Raw genomic sequence first — 23,669 nt, 5'->3', positions numbered from 1 at the left:
AATGTAAATGCATTCCTATGAATACTTTTTACATTGGTACAAATGTACAGTTCTTATTTTAAAGTATCTACGTTATTTAAATCTTCAAATGCTTTCACCAATCTTGCAGAGAATGTGTCCTCACCTTTTCTTACCCAAACTCTTGGGTCATAGAATTTTTTGTTAGGTTTTTCTTCTCCTTCAGGGTTTCCGATCTGAGCTCTTAAATAATCAATATTGTTTACCATATAATCTCTGATACCTTCTGTGTATGCAAACTGAAGGTCAGTATCGATGTTCATTTTGATAACTCCGTAGTCGATAGCCTCTCTGATCTCTTCTAATGTAGATCCTGAACCTCCGTGGAATACAAAGTTGATAGGTTTTGCAGCTGTTCCGAATTTTTCCTGAACATATTTCTGAGAATTGTCAAGGATTTTCGGCGTAAGAACTACGTTACCTGGTTTGTAAACTCCGTGTACGTTACCGAAAGCAGCAGCGATTGTGAAGTTATCAGAAATAGCTTTTAATTTTTCATAAGTATAAGCTACGTCTTCAGGCTGAGTATATAATTTTGAGTTATCAACGTCTGAGTTGTCAACACCATCTTCTTCACCTCCTGTTACCCCGATTTCTACTTCAAGAGTCATCTGAAGCTTAGCCATTCTTTCGAAATATTTAGCAGAAATTTCAAGATTTTCTTCTAAAGACTCTTCAGAAAGGTCCAACATGTGAGAAGAGTAAAGAGATTTTCCTGTCTGCTTGAAGAATTCTTCGTTAGCATCCATCAATCCATCAATCCAAGGAAGTAATTTTTTTGCACAGTGGTCTGTGTGTAGAATTACCGTTGCTCCGTAAGCTTCTGCAAGAGTGTGAATATGTTTTGCTCCAGCAATTGCTCCTAAGATTGCAGACTTTTGTCCGTCATTGCTTAATCCTTTCCCTGCATTGAAAGCAGCTCCTCCATTTGAAAACTGAATAATTACAGGAGCGTTTAATTTCGCTGCAGTTTCCATCGTAGCGTTTACGTTGCTTGATCCAATTACGTTTACTGCAGGTAATGCAAATTTGTTTTCTTTAGCATACTGAAAGATATCAGTAACTAACTGACCTGTGGCAACTCCTGCCGGAAAAATTCTGCTCATGTTTTACTTTTTATTATAAATTTTATTAGGTGTTTTAATTTCGTGTAAAGGTAATCATTTTTAAGAAATTACTAGTTTCTTTTATCTCTGCCCCAAAGGAGCTTCTGACGGATGGTTTCATAGAAACTCAAACTGTTGGGCTGCACCAGAAGAAGTTGGAATTTTGCCTTTTTAATGATGATTTCCTTGTCGGTTTCTATATGTATCAGTCGGGAGTCTAAAGAAAGAGAGTATTGTGGTACACGGCTTTCCACCCTGAATTTTATTTCTACTTTATCATTCACAACCAACGGCCTCACATTCAGATTGTGAGGAGCAATAGGAGTAATGACAAAATTTTCATTATTGGGAGAAATGATAGGGCCTCCGCAGCTCAGAGAGTAGGCGGTAGAACCTGTAGGTGTTGAAATGATCACGCCGTCACCCCAGAATACATTCAAAAACTCGTCATTGATATATGAGTCAACGGTGATCATGGATGTTGTTTCTTTTCGGGAAACGGTAACGTCGTTTAAAGCGTAAGGAAAAACTCCCTCCAGTTTTGGAGAAACCACTTCAATGACAGAACGGCGGCTTGTTTTTACATTTCCTTTTAAGATGGAATCCAGTTCCTTAAAGGCTTCTTCTTTCGTGAAAAAAGCTAAAAATCCAAGCCTTCCTGTATTCACTCCTACCACCGGAATTTCAAGATCTTCAATAAATGTCAGAGAGTTTACAATGGTTCCGTCTCCACCAAAAGTGAAAAACAGATCCACTTCCTTATCCAGAAGATCCTGTTTGGAATTGAAAGTTTCGAATATTTTTGAAAACTGAAGTGCTTCAGCCATTTCATCATACAGAACAGATTTTACATCTCTTGCTTCAAGTTCAGAGATAAACTTACTTAAATATAGAAAAGTATCAAGATCCTTTTTCTGAGAATATATGGCTGCCTTCATGTTATATTTCTATGAATTTTTGTAAAAAACCATAACGGTCTTTAAACAGATCGGTTTTCTCATCAGAATAATATTTTTCAACGATTCTGTAGTCATACCGGTCAAAAGTAGCGTCTATCGAGGCCAGATTTTCATTGCTGATCTTTATGGTGACCTGAACTACCTCTTCAGACATAAAGCTTATAAACCCTCCGTAAAACTTCGAATTGTTGCTTTCCACAATGTTGGTAATTTCCGTCATAGAATATTTTCTGGCCGGAGTTTCTACGGTAAGAATAGCCCCTGTTTCTGAAAATAAAGGATAACGGGAAAGGTCCTGAAAAACATCTTCACAGGTAATATACCCAAGATATTTCTCATTTTTATTAATCACCGGAATCACATTGCTGCTGAAGGTATAAAACAGACGGATACTGTCCATAATATTATTGTCCTCCAGAATGGCAAAACGTTCAATCTGGTGTTCCAGATCCTTCAGTGTTCCACCATCTTCCTCATACAGGAAATCCATAGCAAGAGCTCCGTAGAAGTGATGGGATTTTTTGATGAAAACATGGGAATATCCAAAGTCTTCCAACATATTTCTGGCCGACTCTATAGAGTCAGAAAGGCTAAAACACGGAAAGTCTTTTGAGATATAGTCCTTGATAAACATTGTGCTAATTTATAAAAAATTAAATGAAACTTTTTCTGAAAACACGACTTTTTTTAAGATGAAACAAAAAAAGTGCCGTCAAAATTTGTTTGTAAAAAAAAATAAAGTACCTTTGTCGCCTTTCATTTTTACTTTTTATTAGATTTATTTCAAACTGCACTGTCTACTAAGGACATATGCAGTTTTTTTATTTTAATGCTTTTGCAAATTCCCACATCACAATTCCGGCGCACACACTTACATTAAGAGAATGCTTTGTTCCAAGCTGAGGAATTTCTAAAAATACATCAATATTCGGAAGTACTTCATCGCTGATTCCTTCCACTTCGTTTCCTAAGATCAAAGCATATTTTTTCGATCTGTCGATCGTGAAATCAGTAATAAGCCGGCTTCCTGTAGTCTGCTCAATCCCGATAATTTCGTATCCTTTGCTTTTCAGATCAGCAATCGCGTTATTGGTATCTGCGTCATGAGACCAGTCTACACTTTCCGTGGCTCCCAATGCCGCTTTATGAATCTCCCGATGGGGCGGCTGCGGTGTAATTCCGCAAAGGATTATTTTTTCAATTAAAAACGCATCTGCCGTTCTGAAAGCTGCACCTACGTTGTGCATACTTCTGATATTATCTAAAATGATGACCAACGGAATTTTTTCAACCTTCTTAAATGTTTCTACATCTATTCTGTTAAGTTCTTCCAGTTTTAGTTTCTGTACCAATTGTATTATTTTGTTGAGATTAATTTTCCGTCTTTATAGACCTCTGTTTTTTCTATGCTTCCGTCTTCACGGTAATGAACTCTGTTGCCGTTTCTTTTATCGTTGGCAAGTTCAGTTTCACGCTGTAATTTTCCAGATGGATAAAAAACTTTCCACTTTCCGGTAGCCAGCCCGTTGTCATAATGGCCAATATCTTTTATTGATTTTCCATCTTCATGAAAGGTCTTGCTTTCACCCTGTAATTTATTGAATTTATAATTGGAAATTTCAGTTATTTTACCTGCAGGAGAATAAAAAGTGGCGGTAAGACTGTTATCATAAATATTCTTCTCCCCATTTCTGAAAACTTCCTTGGAAGTAAGAACTCCATTTTTATCAAAATACGACCATTCTTTTACTTTGTATCCTTTTTTATATTCTCCTTTCGACTGCACTTTTCCGTTATCATAATAAAAAACAGCATCGCCATCCAGTTTCCCTTTTTTCCATTCCACAGTATTTTTTACCTGGCCATTGTCATAAAATTCTTTACAGGCTCCTTCCTGTAATCCGTCTTTATATCCACAAGGTTTCTGTGCCGTGATCAGGACAGAAGTGGAAAAAAACAATAGAAATAGGTGCTTCATAGCTATTTTTAATTCAAAAATAGTAAAATACTTATATTTGACTCAAAAATATACTATGAAAAAATTATTCACATTATTCATATTAATATGGGGATTTATTTACCTGAGTGCACAAAATACTTATTATCCTCAAGCTTTTTTTGATAAAAAGCTCGCAAGAGACATGCTTGGATTTGGAAACTCTACCATTGAAGGAGTGGCTTCTACCAAACAAAAAAACAACTGGGGAATCAAGCCATTACTTGGAGAAAAGCATTATGCTCCCAAAGGTACGGTTGTCATGCTTTTTCCTGTTACTCCTTATTTTGAGGAATTTTATAACATGAGAAAGAAATATGAAAATAAAAAAACCACCGTATATATGTCAGAAGAGGCTTTTAAATACAGAGTGGAAGCTTTAACCGATGACCATGGAAGATTTAAATTTGAAAAACTCAAACCCGGTAAATATTATCTTGAAACCATTGTCAACTTTACTGCAACGGCAAGTTATCAGCAGCAGACAGGAACCTCAGATGCTTATAACGGCTATGGAGCTTATCTGTATTCCACTCCTATATACAGCACCTTTTTCTACGGATATTCTGCTGCCAACAGGGAAAGCAAATTTGTAGAGATAAAACAGGATGGCGAACTTAAAGAAATCAAGCTTTAAAAGCTTGATTTTTTATTTTCTGATCATAATCTGCTGTACATTTTTCTCAATGTTCTGAGCTAAGGTTTCCATGGGAATATCATTTTCATCATTATTGAACGGGTCTTCAATTTCTTCTGCAATAAGCTCCAGGCTCATCAAAACATAATACACAAAAACAGTAAGCGGAATCATAAAAAGCCCTATTGTAATAACGTACGCAATAGGCAGCGCAAAAACATACAGAATAATAAATTTCTTGATGAAAGAAGAATAGGAGTAAGGAATCGGAGTATTTTTGATTCTTTCACAACCTCCACATACATCCAGAAATCCTGAAAGCTGGGTGTCTAAGTACAGCATTTCAACTTCAGAAACTTTTCCTTCTTTTTTTAATTGATTCAGTTTATGGCTTAATAGAATAACAATTTCACTTGGTCCATGGTTTTTCAACGAGCTTTCAATTTCAGAATAATCTTCATCCAAAGCCAGCCTTGTAGATTCCTTGGAAAGATGTTTGGCTAAAAAGTGAGGAAAGTATTTTAAATATCTGGCAATCTGCTCAGCATCCTGGCGGTTATCACCAAGAATCGTATTGATTTTTATCGCAAAGTTTCTCGTGTCATTCACCAGTTTTCCCCAAAGTTTTCGACCTTCCCACCATCTGTCATAGGCCGTATTCGTTCTGAAAACCAACAAAAGTGAAAGCACAAAACCCAGCAGAGAATGGATCATACCTACATTGCTCACTCCTGATTTTGTGGTAAGGTGCAGATATTCAACTTCCAGATACTGAATTCCCCATGAATAAAGCCCTACAAGAACCATACTCGGAAAAAGAATTTTTAAAGTATCACTTTTGTGTAAGCTGAAAAGGATTTTAATGAAATGTTTGGTATTGTAGACTCTCATAAATGCACTTATTACTACAAATATAAATTTTTCATCTGAGCTCTGCCAATAAAGTATGGAAGTGTGAAGCAGGAAGAGGGAAGTTATTGAAGCCGAAGAGAGGTCCATGTCATTTGATAAAATCTTTTTATGAAATGATGTATAGGCGTTTACAGACAAATATTAACTTCCAGCATCCATCCTCCAGCTTCCCTCGCTTTTAATCTAAATTTTCTCAGGTTTCAAAAAAACACTATTTTTATTTCGCATTAAATACAAAGTACATGATCCTCGAAAACGTAGATATTGTAGATGATATCAGTAAAGAAGATTTTCAGAAGAATTATTTTAAAAAGCAGAAACCTCTTTTAATTAAGAATTTTGCCAGCCGGTGGGAGGCTTTTGACAAATGGAATCTTGCCTATATCAAAGAAAAGGCAGGAGATCAGGAAGTTCCTTTATATGATAACAAACCGGCTGATGCCGCCAAAAGTTCTGATGCTCCGGTGACCCGGATGAAAATGAAGGACTATATTGATACCATCAAAAGCAAACCTTCAGATCTGCGAATTTTTTTCTATATCATCACAGACAGGCTTCCCGAGTTACTGAAAAATTTCACCTATCCTGATCTTGGAATAAAGTTCTTTAAAAGACTGCCGACTTTGTTTTTCGGTGGAAGTGAGGCTCATGTTTTAATGCATTACGATGTGGATTTAGGTGATTTTATGCATATCCATTTTGAAGGAAAGAAAAGGATTTTATTATTTGATCAGAAGCAGTCGCCCTTTTTATATAAAGTTCCTTTGTCTGTGCATACCATTTACGAGGTTGATTATGAAAATCCTGATTATGAGAAATTTCCGGCACTGAAATATGCCAAAGGATACGAAATCTTCATGGAGCATGGTGATGCCCTCTTTATTCCAGGAGCATTCTGGCATTTCAACAGATATCTTGAACCTGGGTTTTCCCTTTCTTTAAGAGCGCTTCCCAATAAGCCCAATGTCTTTGCCAGTATGCTGTACCATGTCTTCATTATGAGGTACACGGATAAACTGATGCGAAAACTTTTCAAAGCTAAATGGGTGAATTACAAGCAGAAATGGGCCTATAAGAAAAGTTCAGATGCTTTGGAAAAGCACCTTTCTTAATGATAAGAATTAGAGTTTAGATAATTTTTAACGCATTGAACGCTAGTTTAATGCTTATCTGTTTATAAAGGGTCGCAAAGGCGTTTCACTCAGCGAGGAAAGCACTTCAATTGCTAAATGAAATGCCTTTGCGAACGAAAATAAGAAGCATCAATATCAATTTTCTTTGCTTCTTAGCATTAAATTTAAAATCAATTTATTTATTAATAAGACCGAAGATCGTTGCATCTACAAATTTCCCTTTTTCAAAGAAATAATCTTTCAACGTTCCTTCTTTGCTGAAATTTAAAGAAGATAACAGCCTTTCAGAAGAAATATTGGAAGGATCTATGAAAGCATCTACACGGTGGAGCCTCATACTTTCAAATCCATAGGTCAGAATCGGAAGAATCGCTTCTTTCATATAGGATTGCTGCCAGAATTCGGGATTGAGTTCATAACCAATTTCAGCCCGGAAATGCTCTTTGTACCAGTTGTGATAGCCGCAGGTTCCAATAACTTTTCCATGGGATTTTAGTTCCAGAGCCCATCTGAAACCTTTTCCTTTTTCGAATTCACTGTTAAAATGCTGGATAATGCGCCGGGAATCATCTTCGGTTTTGAAGGTTTCCAGGTCATAATATTCCATAACTTCATCCAGAGAAAAGTATTCAAACAGGTCCTGGGTATCATTAAAAGTAAGCTGGCGCAAAATAAGCCTTTCAGTCTCTAAGACAGGAAATTCCATAAATAATGTGATTTGACAGGCGAAAAGTACGATTAATTACTGATAAAGAAAAGTCGGGAAGATTAACCCTTAAACAATTCTATTACCCTGAATTTATTTTTTTAAATTTGGGGCTCATTTTTTACTATGGCAAAAACGAAGAAGGAAACTCCATTAATGACTCAGTATAATACCATCAAGGGTAAATATCCGGATGCGCTTTTACTTTTCAGAGTGGGAGACTTTTATGAAACTTTTGGGCAGGATGCCGTGAAAACATCCCAGATTCTGGGTATTGTTCTTACCAAAAGAAACAATGGAGAAGGCAGTGTAGAGCTTGCAGGATTTCCGCATCACTCAATAGATTCTTATCTTCCCAAGCTGGTAAGAGCCGGGATGAGGGTTGCAATCTGTGATCAGCTGGAAGATCCTAAAATGGTGAAAGGAATTGTAAAACGTGGTGTTACTGAATTGGTTACACCGGGCGTTACTTTCAATGACCAGGTTTTGAATTCCAAAAAGAACAACTTCCTCCTTTCATTACATAAGGAAAAAGAGAAGTATGGAATTGCTTTAGTAGATATCTCCACAGGAGAGTTTCTGGTAAGTGAAGGAAACCTGGAAAAGCTTTTGCACATTGTCAATACTTTTGACCCGAGTGAAATTATTTTCCAGAGAAGCACACAGATTCCGGAGCAGATTAAAAATAAAAATGCTTTTAAGCTTGAAGACTGGGCTTTCCAATATAATTTTGCCTATGAAAAATTAACCAATCACTTTAAAACCAATTCATTAAAAGGGTTTGGAGTGGAAGGTCTTCCACTGGCGATTACAGCAGCAGGAGCTATTTTTGCATATCTCGTAGAAGATACCCATCATAATCTGCTGGCTCATATTACGAAACTGCAGATCATTCCTCAGGAAGATTATCTGATGATGGATAATTTTACCCTGAGAAACCTTGAAATTGTTTATCCAAGCAACCCACAGGGGAAATCTCTGCTGGATATCATTGATAAAACATCTACTCCGATGGGAGGAAGATTATTGAGAAGGAGAATTATCCTTCCTTTAAAATCTGTGGATGAGATTATGAGGAGACTTTCCCTGATTGATTTCTTGAACGAAAATGATCCTCTGAAATATGAAATCTGCCAGCTTCTGAAATCAATTTCAGATCTTGACAGGTTGATGGGAAAACTGGCCGCAGAGAAAATTTCACCTAAAGAACTTGGGTATTTACGCCAAAGTTTAATTAATATCCATAAAATCAAAGCGTTATTGCATCCTCATGCAGATGTGCTGGCGTGGTTAGAGCCTTTATTTGATCTGGAAGAATTGATTAAATTCCTGCAGAATCATCTTAACGAAGAACTTCCGGTAAGTATTGCCAAAGGAAATATCATTAAAGAAGGCGTTTCTGAAGAGCTGGACCGACTGAGAAATCTTCAGAGCAAAGGACGGGGTTTCTTAGATGAAATGTGCCAGAGAGAGATTGAAAGAACAGGAATTACCAGCCTTAAAATTGATTTTAATAATGTGTTCGGATACTATATTGAAGTTCGGAACACTCACAAAGATAAAGTTCCTGATGACTGGGTAAGAAAGCAGACTTTAGTAAATGCTGAAAGATATATTACCGAAGAATTAAAGGAATATGAAAATCAGATCCTTGGTGCGGAAGAAAAAATAGGTGTTCTGGAAACTTCACTCTACAGAAATGTATGTGGTGAAACAATGGTTTACATCGATCAGATCCAGGGGAATTCCAATATCATTGCCCAGCTTGATGTGGCTGCGGGATTGTCTGAACTTGCTGTATCTGAGAGTTATACAAAGCCCGTTTTGAATGACGGCTATGCGATCGATTTAAAAGAAGCAAGGCATCCGATTATTGAAAATGCACTTCCGTTAGGAGAAAAATATATCCCGAATGATATCTTCCTGGATAAGGATTCGCAGCAGATTATCATGGTGACAGGGCCCAACATGGCCGGTAAATCGGCAATTCTGCGTCAGACCGCTATTGTATGTCTTTTGGCACAGATCGGAAGTTTTGTCCCTGCAAAATATGCGGAAATCGGGATGCTGGATAAAATCTTTACAAGGGTAGGAGCTACCGATAATATTTCTGCCGGAGAATCTACTTTCATGGTAGAAATGAACGAGGCAGCCAATATTCTGAACAATATTTCAGAACGAAGCCTGATCTTATTAGATGAAATCGGCCGTGGAACTTCTACTTATGACGGAGTTTCTATTGCATGGGCGATTGCAGAATATCTTCATCAGCATCCAACGCAGGCAAAAACATTATTTGCTACGCACTATCACGAATTGAATGAGATGACCGTCAATTTCGAAAGGGTGAAAAATTTCCACGTTTCTATTCAGGAAAACAAAGGAAATATCATTTTCCTGAGAAAGCTTGTTCCGGGCGGAAGCGAACACAGTTTCGGTATCCACGTTGCAAAACTGGCCGGGATGCCTGCTAAAGTGGTAAACAGGGCCAATGAAATTCTTAAAACACTTGAAGCAAGCAGAACTCAGGGAAGTGGAAGTACTTCAGAAAGCATTAAAAGAGTGACAGAAGAAAATATGCAGCTTTCATTCTTCCAGCTCGATGATCCTGTTCTGGAGAATATTCGTGAAGAACTGACGAAAATAGATATCAATACGTTAACACCGATTGAAGCTTTAATGAAGCTGAATGCGATAAAAAAAATGATTGGAGGGTAATCCAATCATTTTTTTTAATGCTAAAAGTCTGATTAGCAGCAGTAACCGTCATTGCCCCTCGGGCCGATAATAAGGAAGTGGCTGACTCCTCTTAGTTTGCATAATCCTTCAGCGCAGGCAGCTGCCCCTCCGTTGATTTCCTTGAGCTCAGCTTTGTTGAGTTTCCTCGTTTTCAGGTTTGAATTTTTCATATTCCTTGTTTAAATAGTATAAACCTGGTTAACAACAAAATCCATCCTGCATGCCGGGAACTCCGTATCGCTCTTCTCCGGTATTCGGATCTGTGCAGCTTATCACTCTTGGGCAGATCGGTCTGTTGGCTCCCCCGCTGATCTCTTTCAGCTCATTTTTGCTAAGTTTTCTTTTCTGATTTTTTGAATTTTTCATAATAATTTTAATTTGGTAAAAGCTAATTTACAAGTTATTTTAATAGCTACAAAATATTGTGATTCAAATTGTTAACTTTTTGCAAAAGATTTCTCCTTCACAAAAAAAGATTGAGGCCGCACCTCAATCTTAGTATCTAACAAAGCTTTTGCTATTAACAGCAGTATCCGTTTCTTCCTACGGGCCCGATTACATATTCCCCGTCACCTCTGTCGCAAAGTCCTTCCGGGCATACAACAGGTCCATTACCTCCGTTAATTTCTTTCAGTTCGCTTTTTGTTAATTTTCTTTTCTGAGCGTTTGATTTTTTCATGATGATTTGATTAGGGTTATTGTTTTATTTAATTTGTATGCATTAACAGCATAAACCGTCTTTTCCTACAAGACCAGGTACCGGTTCAACAGAGTCAGGCAGCATGCAGAATCCACGCAGACACCTTGGAGAAAATGCTCCTCCGTTAATTTTTTTTAATTCACTTTTTGAAAGCTTTTTGGGCTGAATGTTTTGTTTTTTCATGGTAATTTAGTTTTTGATTCAACCCAAATATACAAAACCATTCATATAATTCTATCAATTGTGATAAAATTAACATATGTGTTAATGAAAACAAAAAGAGCGCCTTAAGCGCTCCATTGTATTATAAATGATTATATTCGTAAGTGTTCATTTCACTATTTGTTACCCCAGTTCCTGTCTTATTATAGTATGTTTTGACATTCTTTGTAGGATATCCGCTGCTATTATACTCATAAACGCATTTAAAGATTCCCCATTCCCCACTTCCTGCTCCGTTGTTATAATTAAGAACATGATTATAACTTAGTATATTGTGTACGGATCCGTTTTCATCTTCCGTATCAATAATTTTTAAAAACCCTGTTATATTTTTAAAAGGGACATTTTTGGTATCATACACAATAGGTTGTAAAGCACCTGTTGCACTGTGAAAACCGCCTGTATTACTGGGTACTGATGCCGTTTCTGTCCAGCTGCTAAGAGAACCGTCGGCATTTAATGTGGCCGTTTTGCTGCCTGTTCGTACGGCTGAAGATCCGGTAAAGCTTGCTGTATACGTGATTTTTACACTATTACCGGAAAGATAGTTATAATTGGTTTCTACCGTAGAAATAGTTCCGGACGTAAGGTAAGTCTCACTGTATGTTTTTTTGCTCAATCTGCTGCTTCCATCATAAACATAGGTTGTTTTATAGCTGGTGCTTGAACCCGTTGTTACCTGCTGGGTAATCAGATCTCCTGAATAACTGAAAGAGGTCACTTCACCATTGGTAATGTTTTTAATCTGGGAGATTTTTGAGCCATTGTAAGTATAAGTTGAGGTCTCTCCGTCAGCAACCATTTTTGTTACTAAAACCGGGCTGTTATCATTATTATTTTGATTGTTGTTGGATGAATCTGTATCATCATTGCTGCTTGAGCAGGATGCCAAAAAGAAAACTGGCAGCAGTAAATAAGCTTTTTTCATGGTTTTAATTTAAGCCGTAAAAATATCAAAAAAATGAATCAATGGACAAATAAATTATTCTTTTGTAAGAAATTGATCCAATAGGTGAATTTTATTTTTGTATATTGATGATTTGTAGTTGTTTGTATTTTAAAAATGAAAAATATAGTAAAAATATCAGCCCTGTTTGTGTGCTGCTCGGTTTTCAAAGCCCAGCAGACGGAAGTTTCTGTCGTAAAATATGAAGACCTGGAGAAGCGTATTCAGCAGGAACATGATAAATTGCTTGTTGTGAACTTCTGGTCTACAACCTGCGGTCCATGTGTAAAAGAGCTGCCTCATTTTATGGAAGTAAATACTAAATATGCAGGTAATCAGATGTATAAGATGATTCTGGTTTCATTGGACAGGTCAGCTGATAAAGAAAGAGTAATAAAATTCATTAAAAATAAAAGCCTTACTGCTGAAGTACTTCTGTTGGATGATATCAAAAGAATGAATACCTGGATTCCAAGGTTTGAAAAAGACTGGGACGGGAATATTCCGGTAACGCTGTTCTATAAAAACGGATCAAAAATCTATTTCAACGACGGTGAAATGAGCAAAGAAGATCTCGAAAAAACAATTAAAGAAAACCTGTAATAAATAATCGATTATGAAAAACCTGAAAATTGTAATGACCGCATTTGTCGTTGGGCTGGGATTACTGAACTTTACAACGAAAGATGATCATAAGACTACAGATAAGAGCGTGAATGTTTCATCTGTAAAAGGCTACGAAATAGGGGATGAAGCCACTGATTTTAAGCTTAAAAATATTGACGGGAAAATGGTTTCGTTAAGTGATTTCAAAAGCGCAAAGGGATTCATTGTAGTATTTACCTGCAATCATTGCCCGTACGCAAAGAAATATGAAGACAGGATTATTGAGCTGGACAAAAAGTATAAAGCTCAGGGATATCCGGTCATTGCCATCAATCCGAATGATCCCAACGTACAGCCGGAAGACGGTTATCAGCAGATGATTGAAAGAGCAAAGCAGAAAGGATTTACTTTTCCCTATCTTGTAGATGAAGGGCAGAAAATTTATCCACAGTACGGAGCAACAAAGACACCGCATGTTTTTGTACTGAAAAGAGAAAACGGAAAGAATATCGTAAAATACATTGGTGCTATCGATAATAATTATGATAACCCGAATGATGTATCAGAATATTATGCACAGGATGCAGTAAATGCTCTGATCAAGGGGGAAATGGTGAAAACATCTAAAACTGTAGCCATCGGATGTACAATTAAAGTGAAGAAATAATATATTTGTTCCTGTAAAAATAAATCGGTGTTCATTGAATACCGATTTTTTATGCCTAATCCCAATTTGAAATGAAATTCCGATTCAGCCTGAAATATCTCCTTCTTACAATTTTTATTTTTCTTGCAGAAGTACTGATTGCCACCAAACTTAATGATATTTTCTTTGTGAGAGCTTATCTTGGAGATGTTATTGTGGTCATGCTTCTTTACACGTTTGTAAAAAGTTTTGTAAAAGTAAATGATCAGAAGCTGATCCCGGGAATTCTTATTTTTTCCTTTGCGGTAGAATTTGCACAGTATTTCCATATTGCAGAAAAACTAGGCTTCCGTCCTGGAAGCCTGATGTATATTGTCATTGGAAACTCTTTTTCCTGGATTGACAACCTTTGCTATGCCATAGGCTGTCTGCTGCTCTATATTTTCGTAAAGATGACAAACAGTGATGGCTTAACCTCAACCCCTAATCCCTGATTCCCTACAACCTATTCTCTATCTGCCAAAACTATCATATTTATCCTCTGCATATTTGGTAAATCGGTTCAGTAAAGCCACATTTTCTTTTTCCAGAGGAGAAAGATCATTGTCCACATTATTAGAAACGGGGATATACCAATCTGTCTGCTCAAAGAAATTTCTGTAGGTTTCTTTTTTGAAAGAGTAACCATGTCTTGCAAATACAGAGTTTTTGATGATCTCGATATCCAGTTTTCTTAAATTTTTAAGGTCTTTTTCTGTGAGTTTCTGCTTGGATGCATTCAGCCTGAAAATGGCTTCAGAGGCTATACGGTTTTTAGAGGTTTTATAGCTTTCTGTTTTTCCTGTTTCCTCATCGGTGTATTTTTCGGTAAACTCTTTCGGGTTTGACCAGTCTACGAGGTCAGAATCCTTATCCAGCATGAAATTCGGATTGTAAACAAACTCTTTTTTAGTCAGTTTAAGCGTTTTTGAAGGTGCTTTAACACTTGTTTTATCAAAGGCATTCCACTTTCCGGTTAAGCTGTCACCTTTTAATTTTACCTCAAACCTTCCGTCTGTTTTGTCATTGCCGGGTTCATCCAGTACAAAAGATGCCGTGGATTCATTGAAAACACCTCTGAACGGGCGTTGGTTACCGTTAACGATACTTTGTCCATATACGCTGTCCTGGGTGATTCTGTTAATCTTTAAAGAAATTCTCTTGTAGTTGCTGACATCATATTCTGAGCCGTCTGTTGGGTCAACAACCTTTTCCATGCCGGCAAATTCACCGGTATAAATTCCGTAATATTCTTTGTGGACCTCGGGGATTATCACAGAGTCTTTCTTTGCAGTCAGAGAATCTTTTCCTGATTCAGTAGTCTTTCCCTCTTTTTTGCAGCTTAACAGAGAAACTGTAAGCAGGGAAATCAATGTGTAATTTAGAATTTTCATATAAGTTTTTTTGTGATTAAATATTCAATAATAAGGATGTTGGGAATCCAGCCCAGCCATGCAATGATCTGATAGACATCCATAGGATTGGGATGAAATAAATATACAATAATTACTTTCCACATTCTCAGGGTAATAGCAGATAAAGTAAAAGCAAAGCTCCGCCACATCCATTGTTTGTGTTCTTTGAACCTTTTCTGTCTCGCCAGCAGATACGCTTTCAACGTTGAAAACCACCATAAAAATCCTAAAATAACAAAAGAAATTTTTGACAGAAGGCCTCCGTTGGCAAAAACTCCCATATAAATTCCTGAAGGTGCTGCAAAAATCAGAATGAGAAAAATATATATTTTTCCCATATTCCTGTGGAAATTTTTTACACCAAAATTCTTTCTGAGGAGGGCAAGAAAGCCTGAAAGAAGTACAAAAATACTCGTATAAACATGAGTATAGAAAAACGAAAGATATTCCGGTCTTTCCAATACTTCTGTCTGTTTAATCATCAGAAAGCTGACTTCAGGATTATAAGGAATATATTCTAATGTAATCTCAAGCATCAGCCAAAAGAAATACCCGAACCCTAAAACTAAAAGGGTTTTAAAGAAAAAGGCAGTATTTCTTTTGGCAGAGAGCATCGGCTGTTAATCAAGTTTTATCGTAAGAGGAAAAGTATAATAGCTACGGGCAATACGACCCTTGGATTCTGCTGGTTTCCATTTAGCTTTCAGAGATTTTATAGCTCTTTCTATTTCTTTATTGAAATCGGCATTATCACCAGTTACTGTGATATCTTCTATTTTACCTTTGATATTAACTATAAACTTTGCCCTCGCTGTGATTGTTCCTTCTATTCCTCCCACATTTATTTTTTTCGTCCTTATTCTGTCAGCAATATCTTTTCGAAGTGCCATCCATCCTCCGGGATATTCTGCAGACTTTGAGTCTTTCGACAAAACATGCTCTTCAGACTGATCTTTAGCCGGTAGAATTTCAGTTTCCTTTACCTGAGAAAATGCGAACCCAAATCCAAGACATAAAATGAATGTTATTATTTTTTTCATGATTTGGTTTTTAGTTATTTATTTTCAAAGAAATCAAGCACTAATTCATTGAATAATTCCGGTTTTTCTTCAGGAACATAATGATTGGCATTGGGGATAATAGCTAATTGTCCTTTTGGGATGGATTCTGCGATTTTTACCGTATGTTCTGTTTTTATAAGATCATTATCACCAGCAATGATTAATGATGGGCACTGAATTTTATTCAGGTCTTGATACTTCCATTGAGGATACTTCAAATCCAGATTCAGAAGATCAATAAAGATGTCATTTTTATGGTCTTTGTTCTCTTTAGTAAGGCTTACAAGCATTTCTTTCATGGATTTTAAATCATGATCTTTCACTCCTTCCGGAAAAATATTGGCTCCTGAACAGGCAATTTTGTCTACCATTTCGGGGTATTTCATGGCCATAGACAGTGCGAGAATTCCTCCGTCACTCCAGCCCAGAATTTTTGCTTTTTTGATGTTGAGCTTCTCTAAAAACTGCTTAAGATCCTCTGTCTGAATATCAAAAGTAAGTTCTTTTGTTTTGTCATAAGTAGACCTTCCTCTTTCGCGGCAATCGACAATAATCACTTTATATTTTTTAGCAAAGGTGTCCTTCTGGTTCATAAAGGCACTGATGGATTGGCCATTGCCATGAAGCATAAGAACCGGCTCACCTTCTCCATAGACTTCATAATATAATTTGATACCATTAACATCCATAAATTTTCCTTCCGGCATTGTTCCGATAATACCACGACCTTTGATCAACAAAGATTTGTTGCCACTGAATGGATGATAATCCGAAGTTTCAATGGTAAAATGTTTTACGTGCTTTATGTTCTGAGAATGGATTCCTTCAAACCAGCCACCGGATGTGATATCTTTCTCAAAACCTGAGTTTTCCAAAGGGATTTCAATCCACTTTTTTGACTTTCCATCATTAACTTCCAGCTTAAAATCGTCAAAATAAAAATCGCCGTTGTTTTGTGCAAAAGCTCCGATAGTCATGGTCTTCGCAGATGGATTGATGGTTCCCTTTATTTCGTAGGTTTTCCATTCATGGGTTACCTGGATTCCATAATATTGATTTTCAAAGAAACTTGTAGAGTCATCTTTATTATTTATTCTGCTCCATAATCCACAATTGGAGCCATTATCCTCATTGTCTTTTCTGATTTTTGCCGTTATACGGAAGTTCCAATTCTGTTTATGCTCTATATTGACAGCTTGTGTGAATGATGTCCAGTCAGAGATGATTGTTTTTTCCTGGCTGTATCCTAAAAAGAACCAGAGTAAAAGAAAGAAACCGAAATTTTTTTTCATGTATTTAGTTTTTATTAAAAGTAATCATTTTTTACAAGCTGTTAAGATCCTGTGCAATCAGCCATCCCTCACTCCAGCATGCCTGGAAATTGAATCCTCCGGTCACGGCGTCAATATTCAGAACTTCTCCGGCAATATAGAAATTGGGAAGTAATTTGGAAGACATGTTTTTGAAGTTAATTTCCTTTAAATCAATACCTCCGGCCGTTACGAACTCGTCTTTAAATGTCGATTTTCCGGTTACTTGAAACTTCTTTTTGCAAAGATTTTCCAGAACTTTCTGCATTTCTTTTCCGGAAATATTAGCCACCTGTTTGTTGAGATCAACCTTTGAGATCTCTAAAATTTTCTGCCAGAACCGGTTGGTAATATCAAAGATCTTAGATTGTCCGATGGTTTTTTTAGGATTGCTTTGCTTGAAATTCTGGAACATTTCTTCCGCTTCATCTATTTCAACAGAAACGAAATTCACTTCAATTTCAAAGTTATATTTCAACTTTGCCAGGCTTATCGCTTCCCATGCAGAAATTTTCAGAACAGCAGGCCCGGAAAGCCCCCAATGCGTAATAAGCAAAGGTCCGCTTTCTTCAGTTTTCAGCTTAGGAATAGAAATTCCTGCATTTTCAAAGCTTGTTCCCGGAAGATCTTTCAGCAATTCATCTTTAATATTGAATGTGAAAAGCGAAGGGACAAGGTCAACAATCTTATGACCAAGATTTTCGACAATTTTCAACGATTTTGGCGAACTTCCGGTCGTATAAACGATATAATCTGCTTCAAAATCTCCGGAATTGGTCTTTACAATATATTTTTCGTCCTGCTTTTCAATCTCTTTTACCGTACATTTTGTTTTTATGGAAATATTTTTCTTTTGCGTTTCATTCAGAAAAGTATTGATGATGGTCTGGGAAGAGTTGCTTTCCGGGAAAGTTCTGTTATCATTTTCAATTTTCAAGGGAACATTTCGTTGATCGAACCATTCCATGGTATCACCAGGCTGAAATTTAGTAAAAACACTTAGCAATTCTTTATTTCCACGGGGATAAAACTGAACAAGTTCTCTTGGATCAAAGCATGCGTGCGTCACATTGCAGCGTCCGCCTCCGGAAATTTTAACTTTCTGAAGGACATCTGAGTTCTGTTCTAAAATCGTAATTGTATATTTCTTTTCGTCAAGATTAGATGCGCAGAAAAAGCCTGCAGCACCGCCTCCGATAATAATGATCTGTTTCATGTATGGGTAATCCTATGCGGAAGATTATTTTTTCAAAAGTACAATTTTTATAAACCATCTTATTTGAGTATTTTTGAAGATTATAATTTTAATTATATCAAAAACGATTTTCATATGATTTTCTACCATAAATTTGAAGTAAGATGGAGCGATCTTGATGCCAACAAGCACCTTGCCAATTCATCATATGTACAATATTGTGCACAGGCCAGAATGGCTTTTATGACTAAAGAGAAAATGGGGGTTACCCAGCTGAGCAGATGGGGAATCGGCCCGGTGATCCTGCATGAAAGATATTCTTTCTTCAAAGAGATCTATGCTGATCAGACGGTAATCGTAAGTGTGGAAATAGACGGATGTGCAGAGGATTCTTCCATCTACCGTTTCGTACACAAATTCTATACACCTGACGGAATGCACTGTGCCACGGCAGAAGCTACAGGCGTATGGATTGATATGATGCTTAGAAAAATGACCACTCCGCCGGATGATGTAGTGGAAGCAATGAATAAATATAAAACCCCGGACACTGTTGTACTATCAAAGGAAGACTTCAAGAAGTTTCCTTTCCACCCGCACAATATTGACCCGGCAGAACTTACTCGATAATTCAAAGTTTAAAATTCAAGGTTTGATGTTTAAAGTTTGAGAAGCAATTTTTTACATCATTCATACTTTTTACATTAAGCATTAATACAAAAAATCATGTTTGAAGATAAATCACAGGAGCTGACGCCCATTTCAAAATTAGGAGAATTTGGTCTTATTAAACATTTGACAGAGTATTTTCCGTTATCCAATGAATCTTCAGAACTTGGAGTAGGAGATGATGCGGCGGTCATTAATCCAGGTAGCAAAAAAGTAGTTCTTACAACAGATGTATTGGCGGAAGGAGTCCATTTTAACCTGGGCTATGTTCCTTTAAAGCATTTAGGATATAAAGCGGTGGTCGTAAACCTAAGTGATATTGCTGCGATGAATGCGACGCCTACACAGATACTGGTTTCCCTTGCGGTATCCAACCGTTTTCCTGTGGAAGCTTTAGAAGAAATCTATTCCGGAATTCAGGCTGCTTGCGGAAGGTACAAAGTTGACCTGGTTGGAGGTGATACAACAAGCTCCAACTCAGGGCTTGTGATGAGCATTACGGCTGTAGGAATTGAAAATGAAGAAAACATCGTAAAAAGAAGCGGAGCAAAACCAAATGATCTTCTTGTTGTAACAGGAGATTTAGGTGGAGCCTATATGGGGTTACAGATTCTGGAAAGAGAACATGCCGTTTACCTTGCCGATCCGAATATGCAGCCTGAAATGGAAGGCTATGATTATATCCTGGAAAGACAACTGAAGCCTGAAGCAAGAACAGACGTTAAAACAATCCTGGAAGAACTGGATATTAAACCAACTTCTATGATTGATATTTCAGACGGTCTGGCTTCCGAAATCCTTCACCTTTCAGACCAATCCAATGTTGGATTCAGATTGTATGAGGAAAAAATTCCGTTGGACAATCTTACCATTTCTACAGCAGATGAAATGAACTTAAACCCGGTAATGACTGCTTTAAGCGGTGGTGAAGATTATGAACTTCTGTTCACGATTTCACCAAATGATTTTGATAAAATTAAAAACCATCCTGATTTTACCATTATAGGACATGCCGTAGAAAAAGAAGATGGAAACTTTATGGTGGCAAGAGGATCCAACCAGCTGGTAGCCCTTACTGCTCAGGGATGGGATGCTTTTTTAAACCAATAAAATGTATACTTTTACAGTACTACCATGTTTAGTAATTATAACGTTTGTAATAGTTACTTTATATAAACATTACATAAAAAAACGAAATCAGAACTTGAAAGAGTCTTTCGTTTTTGTCTTATTTTTTGTGAGCATCTGGAGCTTAATTTATTATTTTGTTTTCAGCTGAACGAAAGGTAGGCTGGAAAAGCATATCAATAAAATTGAAAAATTATATTTAATTTTAAATATTGTAAGAAAACCGCAGCACTTTTTTTGCTGTGGTTTTTGTTTCCAGTTAATTATTTTACACCATAATAATGATTACGCCTGAAAAAGAAATTCCCGTTCACCATCTGACCTCTGAAGAGTTTCAGATGAGTACACTGAGCGCAGCGGGCCCGGAGAATTTTCATGATGTTCACCGGCATAATTTTTTTGAAATCATCTGGTTCAGGGAAGTGTATGAAAACAGCCGCTTGGAACTGGATTTTGAAAGCTATAAACTGGAAAATAATCAAATCTGTATCATTGCACCAGGCCAAGCTTTTAATATGAAGCTGGAAGGAGAGGAAGGGTATGCAATGGCAATAAGCAGGGAAATTTTCACCGAAGTATGTGATATAGAATCAGTACTTAACGGAGGTGAGCTTCCCTTTTTTTTACATCCAAAGAATGAAAAAACCTGCAGTACAATCATATCTCTGATGGAGCAGGAGTATACAACAAAATCAAGAACAGCACTTTTAAAGGCTTATCTGCAAGCATTTTGTATCATCATCGGGGAGCAGATTATCCCTCAGGAGCCTTTATTGAATGACCGTCAACGTATTCAGGAGCTGGTGGGACTTATTGACAAACATTATATCGTGCATAAAGAGACTGGTTTTTATGCCGGTCAGTTAAAGATAAGTACCCATCATCTTAATGATATTGTGCGCCATCTGAGAGGAACGACTGTAAAAAAGATGATTTCTCAGCGTCTTGTCCTCGAGGCGAAAAGAGAGCTTAGCTTCGGAGCACTCACGGTGAAGGAAATTGCTTTTAAGCTAGGATTTAACGATGCTTCATATTTTTCAAGGTTTTTTAAGAAACATACGGGGCAAAATCCCGACAATTTTAAGAATATTGAAAAAAGATAATCCTCAATATTTACCACAATAATAGAGTGAAACTAATATTTTTCATTTGTTGTTCTATTTAAATCTTCAGTTTGTCCTATACTTTCTTCAGTTCTTTTATTGAAAAACGATGCTTTTTACAGCAATTTTGCAGCTGAAAAAATCGCCTGCGAAGGCTTATTGTTATTTATGAAGAAGAATTTAAGTATTGTAGTGTTTATTCTTGCACTGCTCAACACACTGGAGTCGTTAAGTATAGATCTTTATCTTCCCGCTTTCCCAAGTATGGCCGAAATCTTTAAAACGGATATCGGGCATATTCAGATCTCTATTTCGGTATTCTTTGCCGGATTTGCATTCGGACAGCTTTTGTGGGGGCCTTTATCTGATAAAAAAGGTCGTAAACCAATGCTGTATTGCGGACTTTTACTTTTTATTATAGGAGCAACCGCCATCTATTTTACCTCAGATATTTATGTTTTGTGGGCCATGCGTTTTCTGCAGGCATTTGGTGGAAGTGCCGGGATTGTGATCGGAAGGGCTATTATTATTGATCTCTATGATAAGCATAAAGCAGTCACCATCTTTTCGCAGCAGTCGCAGATCAGTGGAATAGCACCCATTGTGGCCCCTCTGTTGGGAAGTGTATTCCTTAAATTCTGGGGCTGGAACAGTTCTTTTGCTTTTTTATGTATCATGGGACTGATCACATTTTTCATGGTCTATAAGTATGTACCGGAAACCAATACCAGAATCAAGCTTTCCGATGATGAAATACCGGATGAAAAAGGATTAAAGGATCAGTTGAAAATGATTATCTCCAACAGGGATTTTATCAACAGTACCATCGTGGGAAGTATCGCGTTTGCCTCTTTGATTATTTACATCTCCAATGCCCCGTTTTTATTTATGGAGATTCATGGATTTTCGAGCAGTACATTCAGCTTTATTTTTGCTTTTAATTCTTTAGCATTGATAACGGCAGCTTATATTACACCCAAACTGATCAAAAGAATAAGCAATTCCACTCTTTTATTTGCTGCTACAATTGTGTTGTTCTTGGTATGTACACTTCATATTCTGGTTGCGGCTGAAAACCTTTCTGTAGCATTGGAAATTGCAATGTTGTACCTGTCATTGCTGGCTATTGGTATATTATTTCCCATCACATCAGCTCATGCCTTATCGCCATTCAAAGAGGGAAGAGGAACAGCTGCTGCATTACTTGGTTTTATGCAGCTGATGGTTACATTTTTAATGTCAGCATTGCTGGGCTTTTTAGAAGCAGATTCCATCATTCCAATGGTGGTAACGCGTTCTGCCATGGCGTTGATTGCCGTATGGTTCGGTTATCGCATTTTTAAGACTCAAAAAGTGACTGCAGCATTGGTTGCCCAACCTGGAAATTAATCCTCGTATTTGATCCTGTTGTCATACAATCCGGGCACTTAATCAAGTAATTTTTGTAAAAAATGGTCAAAGGGTTCTCTTTGCATAAAATTTAAAATATGAAAAGAACCCTTTTGACAGCTTTATGCTGTATATTACCATTAGGATACTGGATAAATGCACAGTCCGGGCTCTCTGCAGAGCTTAAAACAGAATACATTCCTGCATCCAATTACATCCGTCCGGAAGACAGTACAAAGACCAATTCCAAAAGCGATTTTAAAAGAGTAGATCTGAATCTAAGCATTCCTTTATCTGTAAAAAAAGATACTGATGGAAAAGTAAGGGCATGGTCTATGCTGCTGAGCGGATCATACGCAAAGATGACTCACAAAAATTACGAAACAGCATTATTTCCGGATCAGATGCTGAACGCACAGGTCGGAATACAGCATATGAGACCTTTAGGTAAAAAGTGGAGTATGATGATGACGGCATCCGTAGGAGTGTATACAGACCTTGAGAAAATAGATTTCGATGATTTACTGGGGCAGGGCGGAATTTTGTTTATCAGGCATTTTAATCCAAACCTTTCGTTAGGAGCCGGGCCGGTGCTAACTACTGCTTTTGGGGTCCCTATGATTTTACCATGGATTTATTTCGACTGGAAGACCAACGGAAAGATTAAATTCAAGATCAACTTCCCGGAAGGAATGGAAGCCGGATATCTTTTCTCGGATAAATTTGCTTTAAAAACCGTTGTAGAACTGAACGGAATGACGGCAGAGAGAAGTATAAACGGAAAATCGATGTTGTTAGGGTATCAGCAGATCACCGCAGGGCTCAGGCCGGAATTAAAAATCAATGACAGGCTCACCGTACGTCTCACGGGAGGAACAGCGATATTGAGAAGCTTTAGTGAAAATGACCGGAAAATCAGCAGCATTTTCAGAGACAAAAAAATAGCTGATCCAAGATTTTCAAGTACATTTTACGCTGCAGTATCATTACGCTGGAATCTGCCTTAAAAAAAGCCGGAAACCGGAATTATTACA

Annotated in this window: 27 protein-coding genes; 11 read left to right on the top strand and 16 right to left on the bottom strand. The window is 37.2% G+C overall.

Annotation, left to right across the window (positions count from 1 at the left end; genetic code table 11):
* Positions 1 to 53 precede the first annotated feature (53 nt).
* From fbaA to AC59HC_RS01020, 5 genes are all read right to left on the bottom strand, one after another.
* A complete protein-coding gene (fbaA, locus tag AC59HC_RS01040; protein ID WP_137904522.1) occupies positions 54 to 1,124 on the bottom strand; it encodes a class II fructose-bisphosphate aldolase in 1,071 nt (356 codons plus the stop codon).
* 71 nt (positions 1,125 to 1,195) lie between these two features.
* Complete coding sequence (locus tag AC59HC_RS01035) at positions 1,196 to 2,062, bottom strand: NAD kinase (protein ID WP_110009016.1); 867 nt, start codon at positions 2,060 to 2,062, stop codon at positions 1,196 to 1,198.
* A gap of 1 nt (position 2,063) precedes the next feature.
* A complete protein-coding gene (locus AC59HC_RS01030) occupies positions 2,064 to 2,717 on the bottom strand; it encodes a CBS domain-containing protein (protein ID WP_110009017.1) in 654 nt (217 codons plus the stop codon).
* Positions 2,718 to 2,904: 187 nt separating this feature from the next.
* Entirely contained in the window at positions 2,905 to 3,435 is a 531-nt protein-coding gene (locus AC59HC_RS01025; protein ID WP_110009018.1) for an RNA methyltransferase, read from the bottom strand.
* 5 nt (positions 3,436 to 3,440) lie between these two features.
* Positions 3,441 to 4,061, bottom strand: a complete 621-nt coding sequence (locus AC59HC_RS01020; RefSeq protein WP_227941282.1) for a toxin-antitoxin system YwqK family antitoxin — start codon at positions 4,059 to 4,061, stop codon at positions 3,441 to 3,443.
* Positions 4,062 to 4,116: 55 nt separating this feature from the next.
* Between AC59HC_RS01020 and AC59HC_RS01015 the strand changes: the two genes are divergently transcribed.
* On the top strand, positions 4,117 to 4,716 hold the full coding sequence (locus tag AC59HC_RS01015) for a hypothetical protein (protein ID WP_227941281.1): 600 nt from the start codon (positions 4,117 to 4,119) through the stop codon (positions 4,714 to 4,716).
* Between the two features lie 12 nt (positions 4,717 to 4,728).
* Here the strand turns inward: AC59HC_RS01015 and AC59HC_RS01010 are convergent, their stop codons facing one another.
* Positions 4,729 to 5,715, bottom strand: coding sequence for a bestrophin family protein (locus AC59HC_RS01010; RefSeq protein WP_496557840.1), 987 nt, complete (start codon positions 5,713 to 5,715; stop codon positions 4,729 to 4,731).
* Between the two features lie 155 nt (positions 5,716 to 5,870).
* Here AC59HC_RS01010 and AC59HC_RS01005 point away from each other — a divergent pair, with 155 nt between their 5' ends.
* Positions 5,871 to 6,740 (top strand): cupin-like domain-containing protein, encoded by an 870-nt coding sequence (locus AC59HC_RS01005; protein WP_202842068.1) that lies wholly within the window; start codon positions 5,871 to 5,873, stop codon positions 6,738 to 6,740.
* A 196-nt stretch (positions 6,741 to 6,936) separates the two neighbouring features.
* On the opposite strand, the gene AC59HC_RS01000 is transcribed toward AC59HC_RS01005, so the two are convergent.
* Positions 6,937 to 7,467 (bottom strand): GNAT family N-acetyltransferase, encoded by a 531-nt coding sequence (locus AC59HC_RS01000; protein WP_202842066.1) that lies wholly within the window; start codon positions 7,465 to 7,467, stop codon positions 6,937 to 6,939.
* Between the two features lie 126 nt (positions 7,468 to 7,593).
* Between AC59HC_RS01000 and mutS the strand changes: the two genes are divergently transcribed.
* On the top strand, positions 7,594 to 10,185 hold the full coding sequence (gene mutS / locus AC59HC_RS00995; RefSeq protein WP_496557839.1) for a DNA mismatch repair protein MutS: 2,592 nt from the start codon (positions 7,594 to 7,596) through the stop codon (positions 10,183 to 10,185).
* 219 nt (positions 10,186 to 10,404) lie between these two features.
* Here the strand turns inward: mutS and AC59HC_RS00990 are convergent, their stop codons facing one another.
* From AC59HC_RS00990 to AC59HC_RS00975, 4 genes are all read right to left on the bottom strand, one after another.
* Positions 10,405 to 10,572, bottom strand: a complete 168-nt coding sequence (locus AC59HC_RS00990) for a bacteriocin (protein ID WP_202842062.1) — start codon at positions 10,570 to 10,572, stop codon at positions 10,405 to 10,407.
* Between the two features lie 154 nt (positions 10,573 to 10,726).
* A complete protein-coding gene (locus AC59HC_RS00985; protein ID WP_162800871.1) occupies positions 10,727 to 10,885 on the bottom strand; it encodes a hypothetical protein in 159 nt (52 codons plus the stop codon).
* Positions 10,886 to 10,927: 42 nt separating this feature from the next.
* A complete protein-coding gene (locus tag AC59HC_RS00980) occupies positions 10,928 to 11,089 on the bottom strand; it encodes a hypothetical protein (RefSeq protein ID WP_202842061.1) in 162 nt (53 codons plus the stop codon).
* 121 nt (positions 11,090 to 11,210) lie between these two features.
* Positions 11,211 to 12,056, bottom strand: a complete 846-nt coding sequence (locus tag AC59HC_RS00975) for a hypothetical protein (protein WP_343640962.1) — start codon at positions 12,054 to 12,056, stop codon at positions 11,211 to 11,213.
* Positions 12,057 to 12,191: 135 nt separating this feature from the next.
* Between AC59HC_RS00975 and AC59HC_RS00970 the strand changes: the two genes are divergently transcribed.
* The 3 genes from AC59HC_RS00970 to AC59HC_RS00960 all read left to right on the top strand — a co-directional run bounded on the left by AC59HC_RS00970 (position 12,192) and on the right by AC59HC_RS00960 (position 13,820).
* Entirely contained in the window at positions 12,192 to 12,677 is a 486-nt protein-coding gene (locus tag AC59HC_RS00970) for a TlpA family protein disulfide reductase (RefSeq protein ID WP_496557838.1), read from the top strand.
* A 13-nt stretch (positions 12,678 to 12,690) separates the two neighbouring features.
* Positions 12,691 to 13,347 carry a thioredoxin family protein gene (locus AC59HC_RS00965; protein ID WP_202842055.1) on the top strand — a complete coding sequence of 219 codons (657 nt, stop codon included), beginning with the start codon at positions 12,691 to 12,693 and terminating at the stop codon, positions 13,345 to 13,347.
* Between the two features lie 71 nt (positions 13,348 to 13,418).
* Positions 13,419 to 13,820 carry a ribosomal maturation YjgA family protein gene (locus tag AC59HC_RS00960; RefSeq protein WP_202842053.1) on the top strand — a complete coding sequence of 134 codons (402 nt, stop codon included), beginning with the start codon at positions 13,419 to 13,421 and terminating at the stop codon, positions 13,818 to 13,820.
* 18 nt (positions 13,821 to 13,838) lie between these two features.
* Here AC59HC_RS00960 and AC59HC_RS00955 read toward each other — a convergent pair whose 3' ends face one another.
* The 5 genes from AC59HC_RS00955 to AC59HC_RS00935 are packed head-to-tail and all read right to left on the bottom strand — an operon-like array spanning position 13,839 to position 18,367.
* On the bottom strand, positions 13,839 to 14,759 hold the full coding sequence (locus AC59HC_RS00955) for a YARHG domain-containing protein (protein WP_343640957.1): 921 nt from the start codon (positions 14,757 to 14,759) through the stop codon (positions 13,839 to 13,841).
* Positions 14,756 to 15,394 carry a DUF2306 domain-containing protein gene (locus tag AC59HC_RS00950; protein WP_343640955.1) on the bottom strand — a complete coding sequence of 213 codons (639 nt, stop codon included), beginning with the start codon at positions 15,392 to 15,394 and terminating at the stop codon, positions 14,756 to 14,758. The genes AC59HC_RS00955 and AC59HC_RS00950 overlap by 4 nt, the downstream gene beginning before the upstream one ends.
* 6 nt (positions 15,395 to 15,400) lie before the next feature.
* On the bottom strand, positions 15,401 to 15,820 hold the full coding sequence (locus AC59HC_RS00945; protein WP_202842047.1) for an energy transducer TonB: 420 nt from the start codon (positions 15,818 to 15,820) through the stop codon (positions 15,401 to 15,403).
* 14 nt (positions 15,821 to 15,834) lie between these two features.
* A complete protein-coding gene (locus AC59HC_RS00940; protein WP_496557837.1) occupies positions 15,835 to 17,133 on the bottom strand; it encodes an alpha/beta fold hydrolase in 1,299 nt (432 codons plus the stop codon).
* Positions 17,134 to 17,164: 31 nt separating this feature from the next.
* Positions 17,165 to 18,367 carry a BaiN/RdsA family NAD(P)/FAD-dependent oxidoreductase gene (locus AC59HC_RS00935; RefSeq protein ID WP_496557836.1) on the bottom strand — a complete coding sequence of 401 codons (1,203 nt, stop codon included), beginning with the start codon at positions 18,365 to 18,367 and terminating at the stop codon, positions 17,165 to 17,167.
* Positions 18,368 to 18,481: 114 nt separating this feature from the next.
* On the opposite strand from AC59HC_RS00935, the gene AC59HC_RS00930 reads away from it, so the two are divergent.
* The 5 genes from AC59HC_RS00930 to AC59HC_RS00910 all read left to right on the top strand — a co-directional run bounded on the left by AC59HC_RS00930 (position 18,482) and on the right by AC59HC_RS00910 (position 23,642).
* Positions 18,482 to 18,976, top strand: a complete 495-nt coding sequence (locus AC59HC_RS00930; protein ID WP_227941268.1) for an acyl-CoA thioesterase — start codon at positions 18,482 to 18,484, stop codon at positions 18,974 to 18,976.
* Between the two features lie 96 nt (positions 18,977 to 19,072).
* Positions 19,073 to 20,125, top strand: coding sequence for a thiamine-phosphate kinase (gene thiL / locus AC59HC_RS00925; protein ID WP_496557835.1), 1,053 nt, complete (start codon positions 19,073 to 19,075; stop codon positions 20,123 to 20,125).
* A 299-nt stretch (positions 20,126 to 20,424) separates the two neighbouring features.
* Positions 20,425 to 21,246, top strand: coding sequence for a helix-turn-helix domain-containing protein (locus AC59HC_RS00920; RefSeq protein ID WP_496557834.1), 822 nt, complete (start codon positions 20,425 to 20,427; stop codon positions 21,244 to 21,246).
* A 168-nt stretch (positions 21,247 to 21,414) separates the two neighbouring features.
* Positions 21,415 to 22,635 (top strand): multidrug effflux MFS transporter, encoded by a 1,221-nt coding sequence (locus tag AC59HC_RS00915; protein WP_496557833.1) that lies wholly within the window; start codon positions 21,415 to 21,417, stop codon positions 22,633 to 22,635.
* 98 nt (positions 22,636 to 22,733) lie between these two features.
* The gene (locus AC59HC_RS00910; protein ID WP_202842034.1) at positions 22,734 to 23,642 is read left to right on the top strand and encodes a DUF6268 family outer membrane beta-barrel protein; all 909 of its coding nucleotides are present in this window, start codon (positions 22,734 to 22,736) and stop codon (positions 23,640 to 23,642) included.
* The last annotated feature ends 27 nt before the right edge of the window (positions 23,643 to 23,669 follow it).

This window comes from Chryseobacterium sp. DZ-32 (genome assembly GCF_059587025.1).
This window is presented reverse-complemented; position numbering and strand designations above follow the sequence as displayed.

Bases quoted from the DNA above. Each gene is read 5' to 3' on its own strand.
- fbaA (WP_137904522.1), bottom strand. From the start codon at position 1,124: ATGAGCAGAATTTTTCCGGCAGGAGTTGCCACAGGTCAGTTAGTTACT.
- AC59HC_RS01035 (WP_110009016.1), bottom strand. From the start codon at position 2,062: ATGAAGGCAGCCATATATTCTCAGAAAAAGGATCTTGATACTTTTCTA.
- AC59HC_RS01030 (WP_110009017.1), bottom strand. From the start codon at position 2,717: ATGTTTATCAAGGACTATATCTCAAAAGACTTTCCGTGTTTTAGCCTT.
- AC59HC_RS01020 (WP_227941282.1), bottom strand. From the start codon at position 4,061: ATGAAGCACCTATTTCTATTGTTTTTTTCCACTTCTGTCCTGATCACG.
- AC59HC_RS01015 (WP_227941281.1), top strand. From the start codon at position 4,117: ATGAAAAAATTATTCACATTATTCATATTAATATGGGGATTTATTTAC.
- AC59HC_RS01010 (WP_496557840.1), bottom strand. From the start codon at position 5,715: ATGGACCTCTCTTCGGCTTCAATAACTTCCCTCTTCCTGCTTCACACT.
- AC59HC_RS01005 (WP_202842068.1), top strand. From the start codon at position 5,871: ATGATCCTCGAAAACGTAGATATTGTAGATGATATCAGTAAAGAAGAT.
- AC59HC_RS01000 (WP_202842066.1), bottom strand. From the start codon at position 7,467: ATGGAATTTCCTGTCTTAGAGACTGAAAGGCTTATTTTGCGCCAGCTT.
- mutS (WP_496557839.1), top strand. From the start codon at position 7,594: ATGGCAAAAACGAAGAAGGAAACTCCATTAATGACTCAGTATAATACC.
- AC59HC_RS00990 (WP_202842062.1), bottom strand. From the start codon at position 10,572: ATGAAAAATTCAAAAAATCAGAAAAGAAAACTTAGCAAAAATGAGCTG.
- AC59HC_RS00985 (WP_162800871.1), bottom strand. From the start codon at position 10,885: ATGAAAAAATCAAACGCTCAGAAAAGAAAATTAACAAAAAGCGAACTG.
- AC59HC_RS00980 (WP_202842061.1), bottom strand. From the start codon at position 11,089: ATGAAAAAACAAAACATTCAGCCCAAAAAGCTTTCAAAAAGTGAATTA.
- AC59HC_RS00975 (WP_343640962.1), bottom strand. From the start codon at position 12,056: ATGAAAAAAGCTTATTTACTGCTGCCAGTTTTCTTTTTGGCATCCTGC.
- AC59HC_RS00970 (WP_496557838.1), top strand. From the start codon at position 12,192: ATGAAAAATATAGTAAAAATATCAGCCCTGTTTGTGTGCTGCTCGGTT.
- AC59HC_RS00965 (WP_202842055.1), top strand. From the start codon at position 12,691: ATGAAAAACCTGAAAATTGTAATGACCGCATTTGTCGTTGGGCTGGGA.
- AC59HC_RS00960 (WP_202842053.1), top strand. From the start codon at position 13,419: ATGAAATTCCGATTCAGCCTGAAATATCTCCTTCTTACAATTTTTATT.
- AC59HC_RS00955 (WP_343640957.1), bottom strand. From the start codon at position 14,759: ATGAAAATTCTAAATTACACATTGATTTCCCTGCTTACAGTTTCTCTG.
- AC59HC_RS00950 (WP_343640955.1), bottom strand. From the start codon at position 15,394: ATGCTCTCTGCCAAAAGAAATACTGCCTTTTTCTTTAAAACCCTTTTA.
- AC59HC_RS00945 (WP_202842047.1), bottom strand. From the start codon at position 15,820: ATGAAAAAAATAATAACATTCATTTTATGTCTTGGATTTGGGTTCGCA.
- AC59HC_RS00940 (WP_496557837.1), bottom strand. From the start codon at position 17,133: ATGAAAAAAAATTTCGGTTTCTTTCTTTTACTCTGGTTCTTTTTAGGA.
- AC59HC_RS00935 (WP_496557836.1), bottom strand. From the start codon at position 18,367: ATGAAACAGATCATTATTATCGGAGGCGGTGCTGCAGGCTTTTTCTGC.
- AC59HC_RS00930 (WP_227941268.1), top strand. From the start codon at position 18,482: ATGATTTTCTACCATAAATTTGAAGTAAGATGGAGCGATCTTGATGCC.
- thiL (WP_496557835.1), top strand. From the start codon at position 19,073: ATGTTTGAAGATAAATCACAGGAGCTGACGCCCATTTCAAAATTAGGA.
- AC59HC_RS00920 (WP_496557834.1), top strand. From the start codon at position 20,425: ATGATTACGCCTGAAAAAGAAATTCCCGTTCACCATCTGACCTCTGAA.
- AC59HC_RS00915 (WP_496557833.1), top strand. From the start codon at position 21,415: ATGAAGAAGAATTTAAGTATTGTAGTGTTTATTCTTGCACTGCTCAAC.
- AC59HC_RS00910 (WP_202842034.1), top strand. From the start codon at position 22,734: ATGAAAAGAACCCTTTTGACAGCTTTATGCTGTATATTACCATTAGGA.